Raw genomic sequence first — 19254 nt, forward strand, 5'->3', positions numbered from 1 at the left:
GCGACAATCTTAGCAGCAAGCCGTGACCATCGCGCAACACTTGCCCGGAACCTACCATCGATGGGCCTGTTTTGAGACCATTTTTCTCCGGGCAATTGCGACCGGGTAACGGCGTTCCTATCTCAGGGCTCCGCTGCCCCGCCCTTCCCGGCAGGTTCCAGCCTCCCTCCCCAGCTTTTCCCCTTAAGTCTTGCGGCCATCATGTCCTCTATCATTTCCGTCGCCAACTTGTCGAAGACCTATGGGTCCGGCTTCAAGGCGCTCAAGAACGTCAATCTCGACATCAAGCGCGGCGAGATTTTCGCGCTGCTCGGACCGAACGGCGCCGGCAAGACCACGCTGATCTCGATCATCTGCGGCATCGCCAACCCGAGCGAGGGCCGCGTTCTCGTCGGCGGCGAGGACATCCAGACCTCCTACCGCAAGGCGCGCTCGCTGATCGGGCTCGTGCCGCAGGAATTGCACACCGACGCGTTCGAAAGCGTGTGGGCGACCGTGAGCTTCTCCCGCGGCCTGTTCGGCAAGCCGAAGAATCCTGCACATATCGAGAAGGTGCTGAAGGACCTCTCGCTGTGGGACAAGAAGGACAACAAGATCATCACCCTCTCCGGCGGCATGAAGCGCCGCGTGATGATCGCCAAGGCGCTGTCGCACGAGCCGCAGATCCTGTTCCTGGACGAGCCGACCGCCGGCGTCGACGTCGAGCTGCGCAAGGGCATGTGGGAGGTGGTGCGCGGCCTCCAGCAGTCCGGCGTCACCATCATCCTCACCACGCACTACATCGAGGAAGCCGAGGAGATGGCCGACCGCATCGGCGTCATCAACAAGGGTGAGATCGTGCTGGTCGAGGACAAGGCGACCCTGATGCAGAAGCTCGGCAAGAAGCGGCTGACGCTGCATCTGCAGGGCAAGCTCGATGCGCTGCCGGAGAGCCTCAAGCACTACGAGCTCGAGCTCTGCGATGGCGGCGCCACGCTGGTCTACGACTACGACACCCAGGGCGAGCGCACGGGCATCACCAGCCTGCTCGGCGAGCTTCGCACCGCCGGCATCCGCTTCAACGATCTCGACACGACGCAATCGTCGCTCGAGGACATCTTCGTCGATCTCGTGAGGACGTCATGAATCACCGCGCCATCCGCGCCATCTATCTGTTCGAAATGGCGCGCACCTGGCGCACGCTGCTGCAGAGCATCGTCTCGCCGGTGGTCTCGACCTCGCTGTATTTCGTGGTGTTCGGCGCCGCGATCGGCTCGCGCATCAGCGAGGTCGAGGGCGTCAGCTACGGCACCTTCATCGTGCCGGGCCTGATCATGCTCTCGGTGCTCACCCAGAGCATCGCCAACGCCTCGTTCGGCATCTACTTTCCGAAATTCACCGGTACGGTCTACGAGATCCTGTCGGCGCCGATCTCCTATTTCGAGATCGTCATCGGCTATGTCGGCGCTGCCGCGACCAAGTCGATCATTCTGGGCCTGATCATCCTGGCAACGGCCGGGCTGTTCGTGCCGCTGCACGTTCACCATCCGATCTGGATGCTGGCCTTCCTGGTGCTGACGGCGGTGACGTTCAGCCTGTTCGGCTTCATCATCGGCATCTGGGCCGACGGCTTCGAGAAGCTGCAGATGATCCCGATGCTGGTGGTGACGCCGCTGACCTTTCTCGGCGGCAGCTTCTACTCCATCGACATGCTGCCGCCCGCCTGGCGCACGGTCGCGCTGCTCAATCCGGTCGTCTACCTGGTCTCGGGTTTCCGCTGGAGCTTCTACGAGATTGCGGATGTCAGCATCGCCGTCAGCGTCGGCATGACCGTGGCGTTCCTGGCGATCTGCCTGGCGATCATCTGGTGGATTTTCCGGACCGGGTATCGGCTGAAGAATTGAGCTGTCATTCCGGAGCGCGCGAAGCACGAGTCCGGAATCCATTCATCCACTAACTTTGCCGCCTGATGGATTCCGGGCTCGCGCTACGCGCGCCCCGGAATGACGGCAGTAGACTCATCTGTAGCAGTGAAAATGGTGATAGCCGTCATAATACCCGCGGCAGCCGTGGCGGTAATGGCGGTGGGGAATGCCGAACACGCCCTCGACGGCGCCTACGGCGCCGCCGACACCGGCACCGACGACACCGCCAACTGCGCCGCCCACCGGACCAGCGATCCGGTTACCCTCATAGGAGCCTTCCTGGGCGCCGCGCACGATGCCCTGGGCGTGGCCGGCTTGCGGTAGCGACAGCAGCGCGAGCAGGATGGCGGCGGCTGCGAACAGCAGGCGGACGGGCAAACCGGCCGGCAAGGCGGCGACACGGGCTTTGTTCATCTTTGGTCCCAGAAGGCTGTAAGGAATGATTGGCGGCGGGCGCCGCCTGTCGAAGCGCTGTCATCAACGCGCGGAGCGGCGGAATGGTTGCGCCTTTGTGACGAATTGTCGGCGTTGTGAACGCACGTTGGGCTCGCGAAAATGTCAGCGCCGCCGCGGCCTTCGTGGCACAAAGCGGCCTTGCTTACGTCAGGCGTCGCGTTAACGATGGGTGGCCAGGCCGCTGGAACGAACGCCGGATTGCAGGCATAGTGCACGCCGGGGGACGGAGAGCCGCGGCGCCTGGCATGAACAGGCCGGAGGCCAGAAGTCCGATGCGTTCGTTTTTGATTGCTTTCACATCCCTGATGCTTTTGAGCGCGGGCGCCGCGCAGGCCAAGGTCGAGATCACCGTCGACAAGGACAACCAGCAGATGACCGTCGCGGTCGACGGCGTCGCGCGCTATCGCTGGCCGGTATCGACCGGCCTCCCCTCGCGCGAAACACCAAACGGCGCGTTCCGCGCCTTCCGCATGGAGGAAGATCACTACTCCAAGGAATTCGACGACGCGCCGATGCCGCACGCGATCTTCTTCACCAAGGTCGGGCACGCCATCCACGGCACGGACTCGGTCGGCCGGCTCGGCTCGCCGGCCTCGCATGGCTGCGTGCGACTGTCGCGCCAGAACGCCTCGACCCTCTATGCCCTGGTGCAGCAGCAGGGCGTGCTCAACACCACGGTAACGCTGACCGGCTCGGCGCAGGTGGCGCTGGCGCGCAACCCGCGCGGCCGCAACGGCAATGCGGTTGCCCGTGCCCAGCAGCCGCCTGCCGAAGAGCAGTACAGCGCTGCCGGCGATCCCGTGAATCTGGCGCCTCCGGCGCAGCCCGCGCGCCGCTACATGCCGCAGGACGACAATTACATCTATCCGGCCGACGGCAGCGACACCGGCGCGCGCTACCCGGCGCCGCGCTCGGCCAGCCGTCCGCTCTATGACGCGCAGGTCTATCAGCAGCAGCCACGGCCCTCTTATGACCAGGGCTATGGCCAGCAGGGTTACTATTATCAGCCGCAGCCCCGCCAAGTTTATCAGCCGCGCGGCTATTACTACCAGAACTGACGCGCCGTCCGCAGTCGCTATCGATCGCCTTCGCCGGCCAGCACGAACGATAGATGTCCCTTCGAGGCACCATGCCATCACGTGCCGCGACCATTCTGACTGTGTTGTTGGTCCTGATGGCGGGGCAAGCCATGGGATTCGACCTCGAAGCACATCGCGGCGGGCGGGCGCTGTTGCCGGAAAACACCCTGCCGGCCTTCGCCAGCGCGCTGTCGATGGGCGTGGACACGCTGGAGCTCGACGTCGGCGTGACCGCGGACGGCGAGGTCATCGTCTCGCATGAGCGCGGGCTCAATCCCGATCTCACGCGGGATGCGGGCGGCGCCTATATCGCGGCGCCCGGCACGCCCTTCGTGAAACTGCGGCTCGACGAGGTCGGGGCCTATGACGTCGGCCAGATCCGTCCCGATAGCGCCTATGCGCGGCAATTCCCCGATCAGCGCGCCGTGCCGGGAACACGCATTCCCACCCTGCGCGAGTTGTTCGCGCTGGTGCGCAAGTCCGGCAACACGCGCGTGCGATTCAACATCGAGACCAAGATCGATCCGAACCGCCCGGATGAAACCCTTGCCCCGCAAGCATTCGTCACCAGCCTGCTCGGCGTGATCGAGGCCGAAAAGTATTCCGACCGAGTCATGATCCAGTCGTTCGACTGGAGAACGTTGCAGCTCGTGCAGCAGCAGGCGCCGAAGATGCCGACGGCCTACCTCACGCTCCAGCGCGGCACAAGCACCGTGGCGCTCGACAAAGCCACTGCGTGGACCGCGGGCTTCAATCCGGCCGACCACGGCGGCTCGCTGCCGCGGACGATCAAGGCTGCGGGCGGCGCGGTGTGGTCGCCTTATTTCGGCGACGTGACGGTGGCGCTGATCTCCGAAGCTCGCGGACTTGGATTGCGCGTCGTGGTCTGGACGGTCAACAAGCCGGAAGACATGGCGCGCATGATCGAGCTCGGCGTCGACGGCATCATCTCGGACAGACCGGACCTGTTGCGGCAGGTCGCCGGCGAGAAGGGGATTGCGTTGCCGGCGGGGACGCCGGTGGCGCCGTAACTCCGATCTCGTGTCCCGGACGCGGTGCAGCGTACAACGCTGCTCCGCAGAACCGGGACCTGGAATGCCACGCCACAGGCCCCGGCTCTGCAGCGCATCACTTCGTGCTGCGCAGCGTCCGGGGCACGGGCTGCGTCCGGGCGACGAAGCTCCTTATTCCCCGTCCCGCACGCGCCGGTACAGCGCGCCCAGGATGTTGGAATAGTCGTCGCTCCAGACCCGCACCCTGTCGTCGGCCTCAGTCTGCTCCCACGACTTGTTGGAGGCGAGCTTGCCGATGTCGGCTTCCTCCCGCGCGGAGATGACGACGTCGGTCGAGAAGATGTAGTCACCATCGCGCCCGGAATCCTCGTTGAAGACCCAGCTCGTGAGATCGTTGGCGTCCGCAATGCCGACCACGACGGTCTCGAGATCGAGATGCCGGTTGGAGACGTGCATCACCACCGCGCCGTGCGGGGCGAGCTTGTCCTTGTAGATCTTCATCGCCTCCCTGGTCGCAAGATGGATCGGGATCGCATCGGACGAATAGGCATCGACGATGATGAGGTCGTAGGCGCCGTCGGGCTCCTTGGCGAAGGTCAGCCGCGCATCGCCGATCACCGGCTTCATGTCGGGCATGCAGCTCGAGATGTAGCGGAAATTCCTGGGGTCGCGTGCCGCGTCGACCATGGATTGGTCGATCTCGAAGAAGGTCCAGTTCTCGCCTGGTTCGGCGGCGCAGGCGAGCGTACCCGAGCCGACGCCGATGGCAGCGACCCGCAGCGGCGCGCCCTTGCGCTCGCGGATCGCGCTGACGGCCTGACCGATCCCGCCGTCCTTGTGATAATAGGTGATCGGCTCGGGCCGGCCGGCGACTGGCGTGCCGTCATTGCTGCGGAAGCGTTCGGCACCGTGGATCGTGGTGCCGTGCATCAGCACGTGGAAATAGCCGCCGGGCGTCACCACGATCTTGTGCACGCCGAAGAAGCTGCGCACCGTGGTGACGCGGCCCTCGTCCGCGGGATAGATCCTGATCAGCGCCAGCGCGAGCGCGACGGTCGCGAAAATCTTCCAGCGATCGGCATTGAGCGCCAGCGCGAGCAGCGGGGCGAGCACGCCGACGGCGCCGGCGACCCAGACCCGGTGGTCCTCGAACCAGGTCGAGAGATCGCCTGTCATGGTGGAGGGAGCAACGAGCGCCACCGCGAGTGCGGCGAGCGCCAGCCAGTACCATTTAACGATGCCGGCGAGACGCTCGTTCGCGGGCGGCCGGCAAAGCGCGGCGAGCGCGATCAGGATCGGATATTCGGCGATCCACGAGAAGGTGAATGGAGCAACGAGCCCCGCGAACAAGCCGCCGACCATGCCTCCGAACGACAAAGCGACATAGAAGCCGGTGAGATATTTGGCGGCCGGCCTCGTCCGCGCCAGTTCGCCGTGGCAAGCCATGGCGATGACGAAGAAGCACAGTTGATGGCCGCCGAGCGTGAGCAGCAGGTTCTGCTCGCCGCCAAAGGCCAGCAGGAAGACCACGCCGGCGATCGCCACCGGTTGGAGCATCAGCATCCATTTGTGCGGCAGCAGCGGACGCGAGTGGAACACGACGACCCAGGTGAGCAGGTACAGCGACAGCGGCAGCACCCACAGAAGCGGCGCGGCCGCGACGTCGGTGGAGATGTGCGCGGTCACCGCGATGAGCAGGCCGGACGGCACCGCGGCCAAAAAGATCCAGCGCAGCCGCGTCACCAGGCCAGGCGCCGGCGCATTCACCTCCTCCGTTCGCGCGTTGGCCTCAGCCAGCTTCGGCGAGCGCAACAGCAACGCGCCGCAGGCAGCGATCAGCACAATCAGGAGGCCGTAGCCGGCGGTCCAGAACCTGTTCTGCGTGTGCAGCGTGAACATCGGCTCCAGCAGGAACGGATAGGACAGCAGCGCGAGGAAGCTGCCGATGTTGGAGGAGGCATAGAGGAAATACGGATCGTGCGCGGCGGGATGGCCGGTGCGGACGAACCAGGCCTGCAACAGCGGATTGTTGGCGGCGAGCGCGAAGAACGGCAAACCGATCGAGACCACGAACAGGCCGAGCAGCCAGAACGCATAGCCCGACGCGGGTGGCTCACCATAGGCGGTGGCGATGCCGAGCGGCAGCGTCGCGAAGGCCGCGACCAGCAGCACCAGATGGACGACAACCGGAACGATGCGGTTCCTCGTCTGCATCAGCAGATGCGCATAGGCATAGCCCGCGAGCAGCAGCGACTGGAAGAACACCATCGCCACCGACCATACCGCCGGCGAGCCGCCGAGCCGCGGCAGCACCATCCTCGTGAACAGCGGCTGCACCGAGAACAGCAGCAGCGCGCTGACGAAGATCGCAGCGGTGTAGACCGTCAGCAGCAGCCGGTTGCGCGACGAGGACGGCTGCTCCGTGGCAGCGGGTTGCACGATCGAATCCATGAAAACTCCGGCAAGGCTCCGGCGGGCGCCGGAGGCGCGCAATGGAGCACAAGGCGCCTGATCGGGCAATAAAGGGGCACGTGATGTTGCAGCGAGAATTGCTTGATATAAGAGGGTCGTTCCGGCGCGATGCGAAGCATCGAACCCGGAACCTCGAGATTCTCCGGTGCGGAGCCCGCACCATCGTTCGCGCTTCGCGCGCCCCGGAATGACACCAGGGAATCATGACCGAAACCGACGTCGTCATCATCGGCGCTGGCCATAACGGCCTCACCTGCGCGGCCTATCTCGCGAAGGCGGGGCTGCGCGTCCGCGTGGTCGAGCGCCGCAAGGTGGTCGGCGGCGCCGCGGTCACGGAGGAGTTTCACCCCGGATTCCGAAATTCGGTCGCGGCCTACACCGTGAGCCTGCTCAATCCGCAAGTGATCGGAGACCTCGAGCTTGCCGAACACGGCCTGCGCGTCGTCGAACGGCGCGCGCAGAATTTCCTGCCCGCGCCCGATGGCAGCTATCTGCTCACCGGCGAAGGACGGACGAAGGCGTCCGTTGCACGGCTCAGCGCGCATGACGCGAACGCGCTCGACGGGTTTTCGCGCGAGCTCGAGGACATCGCGGACGTGCTGCGCCAGTTCGTGCTGCGCGCGCCGCCCAACCTGCTCGAGGGCTTCGGCCCGGGCGCGATCCGCGAGGCGGTGAACGCCTTGAAGACGGCCAATATCCTGCGCGGCCTCACGCTGGAGCAGAGCCGCAGCCTGCTCGATCTCTTCACCCGCTCGGCCGGCGAGATGCTGGACGAGCGGTTCGAGCATGATCTGGTCAAGGCGCTGTTCGGCTTCGACGCCATTGTCGGTAACTATGCCAGCCCCTACGCCGCGGGCTCGGCCTATGTGATGCTGCACCACGCCTTCGGCGAGGTGAACGGCAAGAAGGGTGTCTGGGGCCACGCCATCGGCGGCATGGGCGCGATCACGCAGGCGATGGCGCGCACTGCGCGCGATCGTGGCGTCGTGATCGAGACCGATGCAGGCGTGCGCGAGATCATCGTCGAGCGCGACCGCGCCGTCGGCGTCGTGCTCGAGAACGGCGCGGCCATCCGCGCCAAATATGTCGCGGCCAACGTCAATCCGAAGCTGCTCTATACGCGGCTCATCGCCGCCGACGCCCTGCCCCAGGACTTCCTTGCGCGCATCCGGCACTGGAAGAACGGCTCCGGCACATTCCGCATGAACGTGGCGCTGGACCGCCTGCCCTCCTTCACCGCGCTGCCCGGCGATGGCGATCATCTGACTTCCGGCATCATCCTGGCACCTGATCTCGGCTATATGGACCGCGCCTGGCTCGACGCCCGCGCGCAGGGCTGGAGCCGGGAGCCCGTGGTCGAACTACTGATCCCCTCCACGCTCGACGACACGCTTGCGCCGGAAGGCAAACATGTCGCGAGCCTGTTCTGCCAGCACGTCGCGCCGGAGCTTCCCGATGGAACGTCGTGGGACGACCACCGCGAGGAGGTCGCCGATCTCATGATCACGACCGTGGACAAATATGCCCCGGGCTTTGCGGCGAGCGTGCTTGGCCGCCAGATCCTCTCGCCGCTCGATCTCGAGCGGCAGTTCGGCCTGTTGGGCGGCGACATCTTCCACGGCGCGCTGACCTTGAACCAGCTGTTCTCGGCGCGGCCGATGCTGGGCCATGCCGATTATCGCGGACCGCTGAATGGCCTCTATCATTGCGGCTCCGGCGCCCATCCCGGCGGCGGCGTCACCGGCGCCCCCGGCCACAACGCCGCGCAGGCGATCCTGAGGGATCACCGGTCGCTGTTCGGAAGCCGTGGATAGGTCTGTGGATGGGGCTGTGGATGGGGCTGTGGACAGGCTGTTGGGAGGTGCGTGGTCAGGAGCTGGATGTCCGCGGATGGGCGAGCGGGACAAGCCTGGGGAAAAGAAGTGGAGAACCGTAGGGATAATCGCGGAAAAGGCCCACGGAGAACTGGCACGACAAGGCGTGGACAGATTGTGGAGAGCGCCTGAGAGCCGTGCAGCAAAAACGACCTCGCCCGCCAGGGGCAATTCCCTAGCGGGCGGTGATCGGGAAACAATCTAAGAAGAAAATCAGCCCCCGCTGGGAATGGGAGGCGGAAATTACTTCAAAGAGGTGCTAATCGAACCGAACTTGTCGTTCAAACTGGTGCCCAGGCTGTTCACCACGGTGATGATCGCCAGTGCGATGCCGGCTGCGATGAGGCCGTATTCGATCGCAGTTGCACCCGATTCATCCGACCAGAACTTCAAAACGATGTGCTTCAAGACTTGCCTCCGTTCCATTTCAGGCTGTGTTGGCTCCGCCACACATCCGGAAATCTACGGCATGGAACCTTCGGCTGAGTTAATCCTGGAACCGCAACTTATGCGGAAATTGGGAACAAAAGTTCCGAAGATTGAACTGACGGAACCCTAGAATGAAGCCTTCCCCTACCCATCGTGCCAGTTTTTCGATCGGCAGCGAGGCGGCCGCCAGGCGCGTCGTCGATGTTCTGACTGAGGTGTTTTTCGAGGGCGATGCGGCGGTCGCGGCCTTCGAGCGGCCGGACGGACAATGGGACGTCACGCTGCATTTCGCCGAGGCACCGGACCAGGCACTACTGCGCGAACTCGTTGTAACTTCAGCAGGAAATGAGATTGCCGACACCCTCACCTTCGACACGATGGAGGCCAAGGACTGGGTCAAGGCCAGCCTCGAAGACCTCGTCCCGGTGCCAGCCGGCCGTTTCGTCGTGCACGGCAGCCACGACCGCGACCGGGTGGCGACAAACAAGCTCAAGATCGAGATCGAGGCGGCGCTGGCCTTCGGCACCGGCCATCACGGCACCACCCGCGGCTGTTTACTGTTGCTTGACCACGTCCTGAAGAGTTCCCGCCCGAGGAACCTGCTCGACCTCGGCACCGGGACAGGCGTGCTTGCCATCGCGGCGGCCAAGGCGCTGCATCGCGCCGTGCTCGCCTCCGACATCGACCCGCCCTCCGTGCGGGTGGCGGCGGAGAATGCGACGCTGAACGAAGTTGGTAACCATGTGCGGGTGATCCGCGCCACCGGCTTCGCCGCGCCGGAGTTCGGCACATGCGGTCCATTCGACCTGGTGCTGGCGAACATCCTTGCCAACCCGCTCAGGCAATTGGCGAGCCCGATGGCGCGACATCTCGCGCCCGGTGGGCGCGTCATCCTCTCCGGCCTGTTGACGCATCAGGCCCCCGCCGTCATCGCAGCCTACCGCGCGCGCGGCCTCGTGCCGCTGCGGCATCTGCGGATCGAGGGATGGAGCAGCCTGTTGCTGCGAAAGCTGTCGTAGGGGGTTTGCGCAGCGTCACCCACCGCTTCTGTCACCGCGGAGAAGACGTGGTGGGTTACGCCTTCGGCTAACCCACCCTACGAATTCGACGCCGCTACTTCGCCGGCTTCTCGTCCTGGCGCGTCGCGCGCTCAGCTTGCAACGCCCGCCTCGCGCGGCGCTCGGCGAAACGCTCGATCATCTGGCTGATGAGGCCACGCGGCTTCTGCGGTGTCGCCGCAGCCGGGGCACCGCGCGCGGGCGGCGAAATCCGCTCAAACGAGAATGATGGCATCGTGTGTCCCCTCGCCGTTGAGATGAACCACTTGCTCGAATTTCCCTGTCATCCGGACGAAGCGCAGCTGCCGCACCCTTTACTCCACTCAATTCGAATGGGACTATTTCAAGCACAGTCCATGCCAGATGCGATGCAAATGCGTCTAGATTGCGGACTGCTCCCCATGATCCTAAAGTGATCCACCATGTTCGAAGCGCATTTCCAGACATTCGAGGAGCCCGAGGCGGGCGTCGCATTGACGGCGCGCCTCGCTGCGCTCCGCGAAGAACTTGCCCGCCGGAAGCTGACCGGGTTCGTGATCCCACGCGCCGACCAGCAGCAGAACGAGTATGTGCCGCCATCGGAAGAACGGCTCGCCTGGCTCACCGGCTTCACCGGATCGGCTGGTTTGGCGGTGGTGCTGACCCAGGAGGCCGCGATCTTCGTCGACGGCCGCTATACGCTCCAGGCCGCCAAGCAGGTCGATGCGAAGGCCTGGACGGTGGAATCGCTGATCGATCCGCCGCCGGAAAGCTGGCTGTCGGCGCATCTGAAGGCCGGCGACCGCCTCGGATTTGATCCCTGGCTGCACACTTCTTCGGCAGCCGAACGCCTCTCCGCCGCCTGCGCCAAGGCCGGCGCCGAATTGGTCGCCGTCGACAGTAATCCGATCGACGCGATCTGGCAGGACCGACCGCAGCCGCCACTTGCACCGGTAACCGTGCACGGACTGCAACATTCCGGCATCACCGAAGCCGACAAGCTGACGCAGGTCAGAAGCGAAATCGCTAAGCTCGGCGTCGATGCGCTGGTGGTATCGGACAGCCATGCCGTAGCCTGGACCTTCAACATCCGCGGCGCCGACGTCGCGCATACGCCGCTGCCGCTGTCCTACGCGCTGGTGCCGAAGGAGGGACGGCCGACCATCTTCATCGACCACCGCAAGCTCTCCAACCTGACCCGCGACCATCTCGAGCAGTCCGCCGACGTGCAGGAGCCCGGTGCGATGGCGCCGACGCTGATGGCGCTGGCCAGGAGCGGCGCCGCAATCGCCCTCGACAATGCGACCGCCGCCGACGCGCTCGGCCGCCTGATCGCGGGGGCCGGCGGCAAGCCGGTGCGCGGAAGCGATCCGATCGCGCTATTGAAGGCGGTCAAGAACGCCAGCGAGATCGCGGGCACACAGACCGCGCACCGGCGCGACGCCGTGGCGCTGGCGCGCTTCCTCGCCTTCATCGATCGCGAGGCGGCAAGCGGCAAGCTCACCGAGATCGATGCGGTCGAGGCGCTGGAGACGTTTCGCCGCGACACCGGCGCGCTCAAGGACGTCTCGTTCCCGACCATATCGGGCACGGGCCCGAACGGTGCCATCGTACACTACCGCGTCACGCGCAAGAGCAACCGGCGGATCGCTCCCGGCGATTTGCTGCTGATCGATTCCGGCGCGCAATATGAAGACGGCACCACCGATGTCACCCGCACGATGGCCGTGGGCGAGCCGACCGACGAGATGCGCGACCGCTTCACGCGCGTCCTGCGCGGCCATATCGCGATCGCACGCGCGGTCTTCCCCGACGGCACTACCGGCGCGCAGCTCGACACGCTGGCACGGCAATATCTGTGGGCCGCCGGCATCGATTTCGAGCACGGCACCGGCCATGGCGTCGGCAGCTATCTCTCGGTGCATGAAGGGCCGGCGCGGATCTCGAAGCTCGGCACCACACCGCTGAAGCGCGGCATGATCCTGTCCAACGAGCCCGGCTATTACAAGACCGACGGCTTCGGCATCCGCATCGAGAACCTCGAACTCGTGGTCGCCGCCGACATCAAGGGCGCGGAAAAGCCGATGAACGCGTTCGAGACGCTGACGCTGGCGCCGATCGATCGCCGGCTGATCGATGTCGCGATGCTGAGCCGCGATGAGCTCGACTGGCTCAATGCGTACCATGCGCGGGTGAGAGCCGAGGTGCGGCCGGCGCTGGACGAGGCGACCAAGGCCTGGCTCGATCAGGCCACCGCGGAACTGCGGGCGTAGGCCCGTCATCTCGCGACGCATAGCACTACGCGCATTGCGCAAGGCTGCTTCCTCACGGCGGATGTCATTCCCCGCGAAAGCGGGGAATCCAGTACGCCGCGGCTTATCCGCATGCGACTCCCGCCTCTGGAATACTGGATCACCCGCTTTCGCGGGTGATGACAGCGGGTTTTCAGCACAGGCAACGCGCCCAATTGGTCGTCATCGCGCCTCCATCATAACCATCCCGAATTCCGTATAGCCGCATTCCGAAACGCCGATATCCGTCTTGCGCGAGCGCGCTACAGTCGATTCGAATTCGAAAGACGGACACGTATGCACGGCATGATCAGCAAGCCGCCGGGAGCGGCCACCAACATCGCGACGTCGCGCCTGGTGTTGCTGCTGCTCGTCGTCATGACCGGAATCGCGCCGATCTCGCTCTATATGCTGGTTCCGGCGCTGCCGGTGCTGGCGACCGATTTCGGCAGCGACATCTCGATCGCGCAGATGACCGTGTCGCTCTACATGGTCGGCATCGCGCTGTCGCAGCTGATCATGGGACCGCTGTCGGACAGATTCGGCCGGCGCCCGGTGCTGCTCGGCGGCCTGGCGCTGATGGTCGCGGCCAGCATCGCCTGCATCTTCGCCCAGACCCTGCCGCAGCTGATCGCCGCGCGCTTCTTCCAGGCGCTGGGCGGCGCCGCCGGCATGGTGGTGAGCCGCGCCATCATCCGCGACATCTACGAGCGCGATCGCGTCGCCTCGATGATCAGCCTCGTGGTCGCCGCGCTGATGATCGGGCAGATGGTCTCCCCGCTCACCGGCGGCCTGATCGAGACCGCCTTCGGCTGGCGCGCGATCTTCTACGCCATCACCATCGCGGCGATCATCGTCGCGGTCGGCATCGCCCTGGCGCTGCCGGAGACGCGCCGCAGCCGCGCGGCCGGCAGCGGCTTTCGCGGCGATGTCGGCGTCCTGATCCGCAACCGCGCCTTCGTCGGTTACGTGATGTGCCAGGTGCTGGCCTCGCAAATCATCTTCACCTTCGCCGGCGGCGGTCCCTACATCGTGGTGACGCAGATGGGCCGGAGCAGCGCCGAATATGGCGCGTGGTTCGCGACCACGGGTTTCGCCTATCTCGTCGGCAATCTGCTCTGCGTGCGCTTTGCGCCCAGGCACTCGCTGGAGAAGCTGATCTGGATCGGCCTCGGCCTCCAGCTCGCCGGCAGCCTGCTCAACCTGCTCTGGAGCTTCACCGGCTGGAACGAGGCGCCGGCCTGGCTGTTCGGTACGCAGATGATCGTGATGGCCGGCAATGCCTTCGTGATGGCGAATTCCGCCGCCGGCGCCATCAGCATCCGCCCCGAAGCAGCCGGCACCGCCTCGGGCGCGATGGGCTTCCTCCAGCAGGGCATCGGCGCGCTGATGTCGCAATTCGGCGCCTATCTCGGCGGCCATTCCGCCACCACGCTGCCGCTCACCTCCGCGGTGCTCGCCATCTCGCTGCTCTGCGCCTGCACGATGATCTTCGTCGTGCCGCGGCGCGAGGTCGTGGTGAGCGAGGCGCTGATCGGGCAGGCGGAGGAGGAAGAGAGCGGGATGATGTGAGGTTTTTCTCGGTCATTCCGGGGCGCCTCGAGAGGCGAACCCGGAACCTCGAGATTCTCAGGTGCGCAAGTGCGCACCATAGTTCGATGCTTCGCATCGCCCCGGAAATGACGGAATCAAAGTCACTCACCGATCAGCTTCAGCCACTCGTCCTCGGTCAGCACCTTGACGCCATGCTTGTTGGCCTCGGCGAGCTTCGAGCCGGCGCCCGGGCCGGCCACCACGAGGTCGGTCTTCTTCGACACCGAGCCTGACACCTTGGCTCCCAATCGCTCCGCGGTCGCCTTGGCCTCGTCACGCGTCATCTTCTCCAGCGAGCCGGTGAACACCACCGTCTTGCCGGCCACGGGCGAGTTGCTCTTCGGCTTCTCGGCGTCGACGATCTCGACCTCCTTGGTCAGCCGCTCGACGATGCCGCGATTGTGGCTCTCGCCGAAATAATCGGCGATGCTCTTGATCACGGTGTCGCCGATCTGGTCGAGCGCGTCCATGTCCGCCATCGCCTCCTCGTCGCCGTGAGCGACCTTCAGGCAGGCGTCGTGGAAGGCATCCCAGGAGCCGTAGCCCCGCGCCAGCGCCAGCGCCGTGGTCTCGCCGACATGGCGCATGCCGAGCGCATAGACGAAGCGCTCCAGCGCGATCTTGCGTCGGCTCTCGATCGCACCGAACAGGTTGCGTACCGAGGTCGCGCCGTAGCCCTCGATCTCCTCGAGCTTGAGCTTGGAATTGCGCTTCTCCAGCGTGAAGATGTCGGCGGGCTCCCGCACCCATTCCTCATCGAAGAAATACTGCAGCTGCTTCTCCCCTAAGCCGTCGATGTCGAAGGCGCGGCGCGACACGAACAGCTTGAGGTGCTCGATCTTCTGATAGGGACAGGCGAACTCGCCGGTGCAGCGCGCGCGCGAGCCCTCCTCGCCCGCCGCCGTCTCCTCGCGCGTGACGTCGGTGTGCAGCGGACACGGGCACTTCTTCGGGAAGTGGAATTCCTTTGCCGTCTTCGGCCGCTTGTCGAGGACGACGTCGACCACCTGCGGGATCACGTCGCCGGCGCGCTGGATCACGACGGTGTCGCCGATCCTGATGTCGCGGCCCTCGCGCAGCACCTCGCCCTTGTTGCCGATGCCCCTGATGTAGTCCTCGTTGTGCAGCGTGACGTTCTGCACGATCACGCCGCCGACACCGACCGGTTCGAGCTTGCCGACCGGCGTGAACGAGCCGGTGCGGCCGACCTGAATCTCGATGTCGCGCAGCACGGTCATGGCGCGCTCGGCCGGGAATTTGTGGGCGATGCCCCAGCGCGGCGTGCGCGAGACGAAGCCGAGGCGCTCCTGCCAGTCGATGCGGTCGACCTTGTAGACGACGCCGTCGATGTCGTAGTCGAGTCTCGCACGCTGCTCCTCTATCGAATGATGAAACGCCAGCAGCTCCTCGACGGAGTGACAGAGCCTGGTCAGCGGATTGGTCTTGAAGCCGCAACGCTCGAACCAGCCGATCATGCCGCTCTGCGTAGCCTCCGGCATCTCGCTCATCTGCCCCCAGGCATAGGCGAAGAAGCCGAGCGGGCGCGAGGCAGTGATCGTCGGGTCCTTCTGCCGAAGCGAGCCCGCGGCCGAGTTGCGCGGATTGGCGAAGATGGTATCGCCCGCCGCCTTCTGCCGCTCGTTGAGCGCCAGGAACGCCTTCTTGGTCATGTAGACCTCGCCGCGCACCTCGCAGATGTCGGGGACATTGCGGCCTTTCAGCTTCTGCGGCACGTCTTCGAGCGTGCGGATGTTGGCGGTGACGTCCTCGCCTACCGCGCCGTCGCCGCGCGTTGCCGCGGTAACGAGCTCGCCGCCCTCGTAGCGCAGCGACATCGAGAGGCCGTCGATCTTCGGCTCTGCGGAGAAATCGACCTTGCCGTCGTCGATCTTGAGGAAGCGCACGATGCGGCCGACGAAGTCGCGCACGTCCTCTTCCGCAAAGGCATTGTCGAGCGACAGCATGGGGACCGAATGCCGGACCTTGCCGAATCGCCCCGACGGCGCGGCGCCCACCTTCTGCGACGGCGAGTCGGCGCTGACGAATTCAGGAAAGCGCTTTTCGATCGCATCGAAGCGCCGGCGCAGCGCGTCGTATTCGGCGTCGGTGACGGTGGGCGCGTCCTCTTGATAGTAACGCTCGTTGTGCCCCTCGATCTCGAGCGCCAGACGCATGTGCTCGACCTTGGCCTGCGCCTTGGTGAGGTCCGCGACGTCGCGAGGCGGTGTTGCTTTGGATTTTGCTGCTCTGGCCATGGTGCTTGGATACGACGGAGCGGGCGGAAGGGTAAAGGCGGTTCAAGTCTCTCGCCCCGGACGCAGCGCCGCGCGAAGCGGTGCGCTGCAGAGCCGGAGCCCATGTGGTGGGGCATTCTGGGTCCCGGCTCGCGCTACGCGCGTCCGGGGCAAGGTCTAAGCCGTCGCCGCCTTCAGCAGACGTTCCGCGGCTGCCCTCGCCTCGGCCGTGATCTCGGCGCCGGCGAGCATGCGCGCGATTTCCTCGCGGCGGTGGTCGGCGGCGAGCGCATTGACGCGGGTGGCGACCCGCTTGCCCTTGTCGAGGGCGTCCTTGGAGATCAGGAGGTGCTGGTCGGCGCGCGCGGCGACTTGCGGGGCGTGGGTCACGGCCATCACCTGGACCTTGCCGGCAAGCCGCGCCAGGCGCCCGCCGATGGCGTCGGCAACCGCGCCGCCGACACCGGTGTCGATCTCGTCGAAGACGAGCGTCGGCGCCGAGCCGCGGTCAGACAGCACCACCTTGAGCGCGAGCAGGAAGCGCGAGAGCTCGCCGCCGGAGGCGACCTTCATCAAGGGCCCGGGCTTGGTGCCCGGATTGGTCTGCACCCAGAACTCGACGCGGTCAAAACCTTGCGGTCCCGGCGCGGCCTCGTCGGTCTCGACCTGGGTCATGAATTTTGCGCGTTCGAGCTTGAGCGGCGCGAGCTCGGCATTGACGGCCTTGTTGAGCTTCTCGGCCGACTTCTGCCGCGCCAGTGACAGCTTCTTGGCGGCGGCCGCATAACGGCCGTCTGCCTCGATCGCAGCCTGCTCGAGCTTCTTCAGCCGCGAGGCGCCGGCGTCGATCAGCACGACGTCGGCGGCGTATCTGGCGGCCAGCGCGGCGAGCCCGTCGACCGGCGTCGAATATTTGCGCGAGGCCGCGCGCAATGCGAACAGCCGTTCCTCGATGCGTTCGAGCTCGGCCGGATCGAAATCGGTTGCGGCGAGCGCGGCCTGCAGATGCTGGTCGGCCTCCTCCAGCGCGTTGATGGCGGCGTCGATCGCCTTCACTGCGGGCTCGACCAGCGCCGGCGAATTGACGCCGCGCCGCTCCAGCCGGCGCACCGCGGCGGACAACGCCGCGACCGGGGAATGATTGCCGCCGACCGCCTCCTGCGCCTCGCGCAGATCGGACGCGATCTTCTCGCCCTGCATCATGGTGGTGCGGCGGTGGGCGAGCGAGGTCTCCTCGCCGTCCTTCGGCGCGAGCTGCTTCAGCTCGTCGGAGGCGTGGCGCAGATAATCGGCCTCGCGCGCGGCGCGCTCCATGCCGGTGCGATGCTCCTCCAGTGCGGTGTTGGCGGTGCGGCGCGCGTCCCAGAGTGCTTCGACGGCGGCGACGTCCTTCTCCAGGCCGGCAAAGGCGTCGAGCAGGCGGCGGTGGGTGGCGGCATCGACCAGCGCGCGCTCGTCGTGCTGGCCGTGGATCTCGACCAGGGCGGCGCCGACCGCCTTCAGCGTCTGCACGCTGATCGACTGGTCGTTGATGAAGGCGCGGGTGCGGCCGTCGGAGAGCTGCACGCGCCGGAGAATCATCTCACCGGTGTCGTCCAGACCGTTCTCGGCCAGGATCCTGGCCGCGGGGTGATTCTTGGGGACATCGAACACGGCGGTGACCTGCCCCTGCTCCGCGCCATGGCGCACGAGGCCGGCGTCGCCGCGGCCGCCGAGCGCCAGCGCAAAGGCATCGAGCAGGATGGATTTGCCCGCACCGGTTTCGCCGGTCAAAACCGCGAGCCCGGTGGCGAATTCGATATCGAGCCGTTCGATCAGGACGATGTCACGGATCGACAGACGCGCCAGCATGGAACCAAATTTCCTAGCCGAGGCCCATCTTCTTGAAGGTCCGGCTGATCCAGGACCCCTGATTCTCGCTCGGCTCGAGACCGCCGGATTTTACAAGATTATAGGCGTCCTTGTACCAGCGGCTGTCAGGAAAGTTGTGGCCAAGCACGGCCGCCGCGGTCTGCGCCTCGCCGACGATGCCGATCGCCATATAGGCCTCGGTCAGGCGGAACAGCGCCTCCTCGACATGGCGGGTGGTCTGGTACTGCGTGACCACGGTCTTGTAGCGGTTGATCGCCGCCGTGTAGTCGCGCTTCTGCGCGTAGTAGCGGCCGACGTTCATTTCCTTGCCGGCGAGCTGGTCGCGCGCGCCTTCGATCTTGGCCTTGGCCGAGGTCGCATATTCCGAGTTGGGATATTTGCGCACCACCTCTTCCAGCGCGGCGATCGCCTTCTCGGTACGGGCCTGGTCGCGGCTGGTGTCCGGAATCTGGTCGTAATGGGAGGCGGCGATCAAATATTGCGCATAGGCTGCGTCCGGGCTGCCGGGATGCAGCGTGACGTAGCGGGTGGCGGCGCCGATGCAGCCGTCATAGTCGCCGCCCTGGTAGGACGCGTAGGCCGACATCAGCAGCGATTTGCGCGCCCAGTCGGAATAAGGATGCTGGCGATCGACCTCCTCGAACTTCTTGGTCGCCGCCTTCATGTCCTTCTTCTCGTTCATGAGGTACAGGCCCTCATTGTAGATCTTGTCGGCGGGCTCCTCGACGAAGGTGTCGTCCTTGGCGGTGAATTTGTCCCAGAGGGCGCCGGTGCCGCAGCCGGCCAGCGGCAGCGCGAGCATGAAGAGGGTCGCGGCCTGGACCAATCGACCGGCTCCGACCGAGAGATATCCGCGCGTCATACGCTGTGCCGACATGAGTTTTGCCTTGACGCCCTGTGATGCGTGCCCGCCAGCCCATGACCCCCGTCACGGGCGCGAAATGTAACCGTGGTGCCTGCCATGCGACCACGCCGATTGATCCGAAAAAGGATCGCTAAT

General features: G+C 65.6%; 15 protein-coding genes. 8 read left to right on the forward strand and 7 right to left on the reverse strand.

The genetic code is table 11. From position 1 onward, the window contains the following. Nucleotides 1–201 precede the first annotated feature (201 nt). Both HAP40_RS30305 and HAP40_RS30310 read left to right on the forward strand, forming a co-directional pair. Entirely contained in the window at nt 202–1125 is a 924-nt protein-coding gene (locus HAP40_RS30305; RefSeq protein WP_166814343.1) for an ABC transporter ATP-binding protein, read from the forward strand. After that, nucleotides 1122–1883 carry an ABC transporter permease gene (locus HAP40_RS30310; protein ID WP_166814342.1) on the forward strand — a complete coding sequence of 254 codons (762 nt, stop codon included), beginning with the start codon at nt 1122–1124 and terminating at the stop codon, nt 1881–1883. The genes HAP40_RS30305 and HAP40_RS30310 overlap by 4 nt, the downstream gene beginning before the upstream one ends. A gap of 114 nt (nt 1884–1997) precedes the next feature. On the opposite strand, the gene HAP40_RS30315 is transcribed toward HAP40_RS30310, so the two are convergent. Beyond that, nucleotides 1998–2318 carry a hypothetical protein gene (locus HAP40_RS30315; protein WP_166814341.1) on the reverse strand — a complete coding sequence of 107 codons (321 nt, stop codon included), beginning with the start codon at nt 2316–2318 and terminating at the stop codon, nt 1998–2000. A 287-nt stretch (nt 2319–2605) separates the two neighbouring features. On the opposite strand from HAP40_RS30315, the gene HAP40_RS30320 reads away from it, so the two are divergent. Continuing rightward, nucleotides 2606–3418, forward strand: a complete 813-nt coding sequence (locus HAP40_RS30320; RefSeq protein WP_208024869.1) for a L,D-transpeptidase — start codon at nt 2606–2608, stop codon at nt 3416–3418. Between the two features lie 71 nt (nt 3419–3489). After that, nucleotides 3490–4470, forward strand: coding sequence for a glycerophosphodiester phosphodiesterase (locus HAP40_RS30325; protein WP_166814339.1), 981 nt, complete (start codon nt 3490–3492; stop codon nt 4468–4470). A 153-nt stretch (nt 4471–4623) separates the two neighbouring features. Here the strand turns inward: HAP40_RS30325 and HAP40_RS30330 are convergent, their stop codons facing one another. Continuing rightward, on the reverse strand, nt 4624–6903 hold the full coding sequence (locus HAP40_RS30330; RefSeq protein WP_166814338.1) for a spermidine synthase: 2280 nt from the start codon (nt 6901–6903) through the stop codon (nt 4624–4626). A 224-nt stretch (nt 6904–7127) separates the two neighbouring features. On the opposite strand from HAP40_RS30330, the gene HAP40_RS30335 reads away from it, so the two are divergent. Then, entirely contained in the window at nt 7128–8738 is a 1611-nt protein-coding gene (locus tag HAP40_RS30335; protein WP_166814337.1) for a phytoene desaturase family protein, read from the forward strand. A gap of 303 nt (nt 8739–9041) precedes the next feature. On the opposite strand, the gene HAP40_RS30340 is transcribed toward HAP40_RS30335, so the two are convergent. Beyond that, nucleotides 9042–9206 carry a Flp family type IVb pilin gene (locus HAP40_RS30340; RefSeq protein WP_166814336.1) on the reverse strand — a complete coding sequence of 55 codons (165 nt, stop codon included), beginning with the start codon at nt 9204–9206 and terminating at the stop codon, nt 9042–9044. 152 nt (nt 9207–9358) lie between these two features. Between HAP40_RS30340 and HAP40_RS30345 the strand changes: the two genes are divergently transcribed. Next, complete coding sequence (locus HAP40_RS30345; RefSeq protein ID WP_166814335.1) at nt 9359–10246, forward strand: 50S ribosomal protein L11 methyltransferase; 888 nt, start codon at nt 9359–9361, stop codon at nt 10244–10246. Between the two features lie 94 nt (nt 10247–10340). On the opposite strand, the gene HAP40_RS30350 is transcribed toward HAP40_RS30345, so the two are convergent. Further along, a complete protein-coding gene (locus HAP40_RS30350; protein WP_166814334.1) occupies nt 10341–10520 on the reverse strand; it encodes a hypothetical protein in 180 nt (59 codons plus the stop codon). Between the two features lie 187 nt (nt 10521–10707). On the opposite strand from HAP40_RS30350, the gene HAP40_RS30355 reads away from it, so the two are divergent. Next, nucleotides 10708–12537 carry an aminopeptidase P family protein gene (locus HAP40_RS30355; RefSeq protein ID WP_166814332.1) on the forward strand — a complete coding sequence of 610 codons (1830 nt, stop codon included), beginning with the start codon at nt 10708–10710 and terminating at the stop codon, nt 12535–12537. Between the two features lie 315 nt (nt 12538–12852). Beyond that, a complete protein-coding gene (locus HAP40_RS30360; protein WP_166814330.1) occupies nt 12853–14127 on the forward strand; it encodes a multidrug effflux MFS transporter in 1275 nt (424 codons plus the stop codon). Nucleotides 14128–14249: 122 nt separating this feature from the next. Here HAP40_RS30360 and ligA read toward each other — a convergent pair whose 3' ends face one another. The 3 genes from ligA to HAP40_RS30375 all read right to left on the reverse strand — a co-directional run bounded on the left by ligA (nt 14250) and on the right by HAP40_RS30375 (nt 19131). Beyond that, nucleotides 14250–16403, reverse strand: a complete 2154-nt coding sequence (ligA, locus tag HAP40_RS30365; protein ID WP_166814328.1) for an NAD-dependent DNA ligase LigA — start codon at nt 16401–16403, stop codon at nt 14250–14252. A 156-nt stretch (nt 16404–16559) separates the two neighbouring features. Continuing rightward, nucleotides 16560–18233, reverse strand: coding sequence for a DNA repair protein RecN (gene recN / locus HAP40_RS30370; RefSeq protein WP_166814326.1), 1674 nt, complete (start codon nt 18231–18233; stop codon nt 16560–16562). A 13-nt stretch (nt 18234–18246) separates the two neighbouring features. After that, complete coding sequence (locus HAP40_RS30375; RefSeq protein WP_166814324.1) at nt 18247–19131, reverse strand: outer membrane protein assembly factor BamD; 885 nt, start codon at nt 19129–19131, stop codon at nt 18247–18249. Nucleotides 19132–19254: the final 123 nt, after the last annotated feature.

Source organism: Bradyrhizobium sp. 1(2017), from assembly GCF_011602485.2.
GTDB lineage: Bacteria > Pseudomonadota > Alphaproteobacteria > Rhizobiales > Xanthobacteraceae > Bradyrhizobium.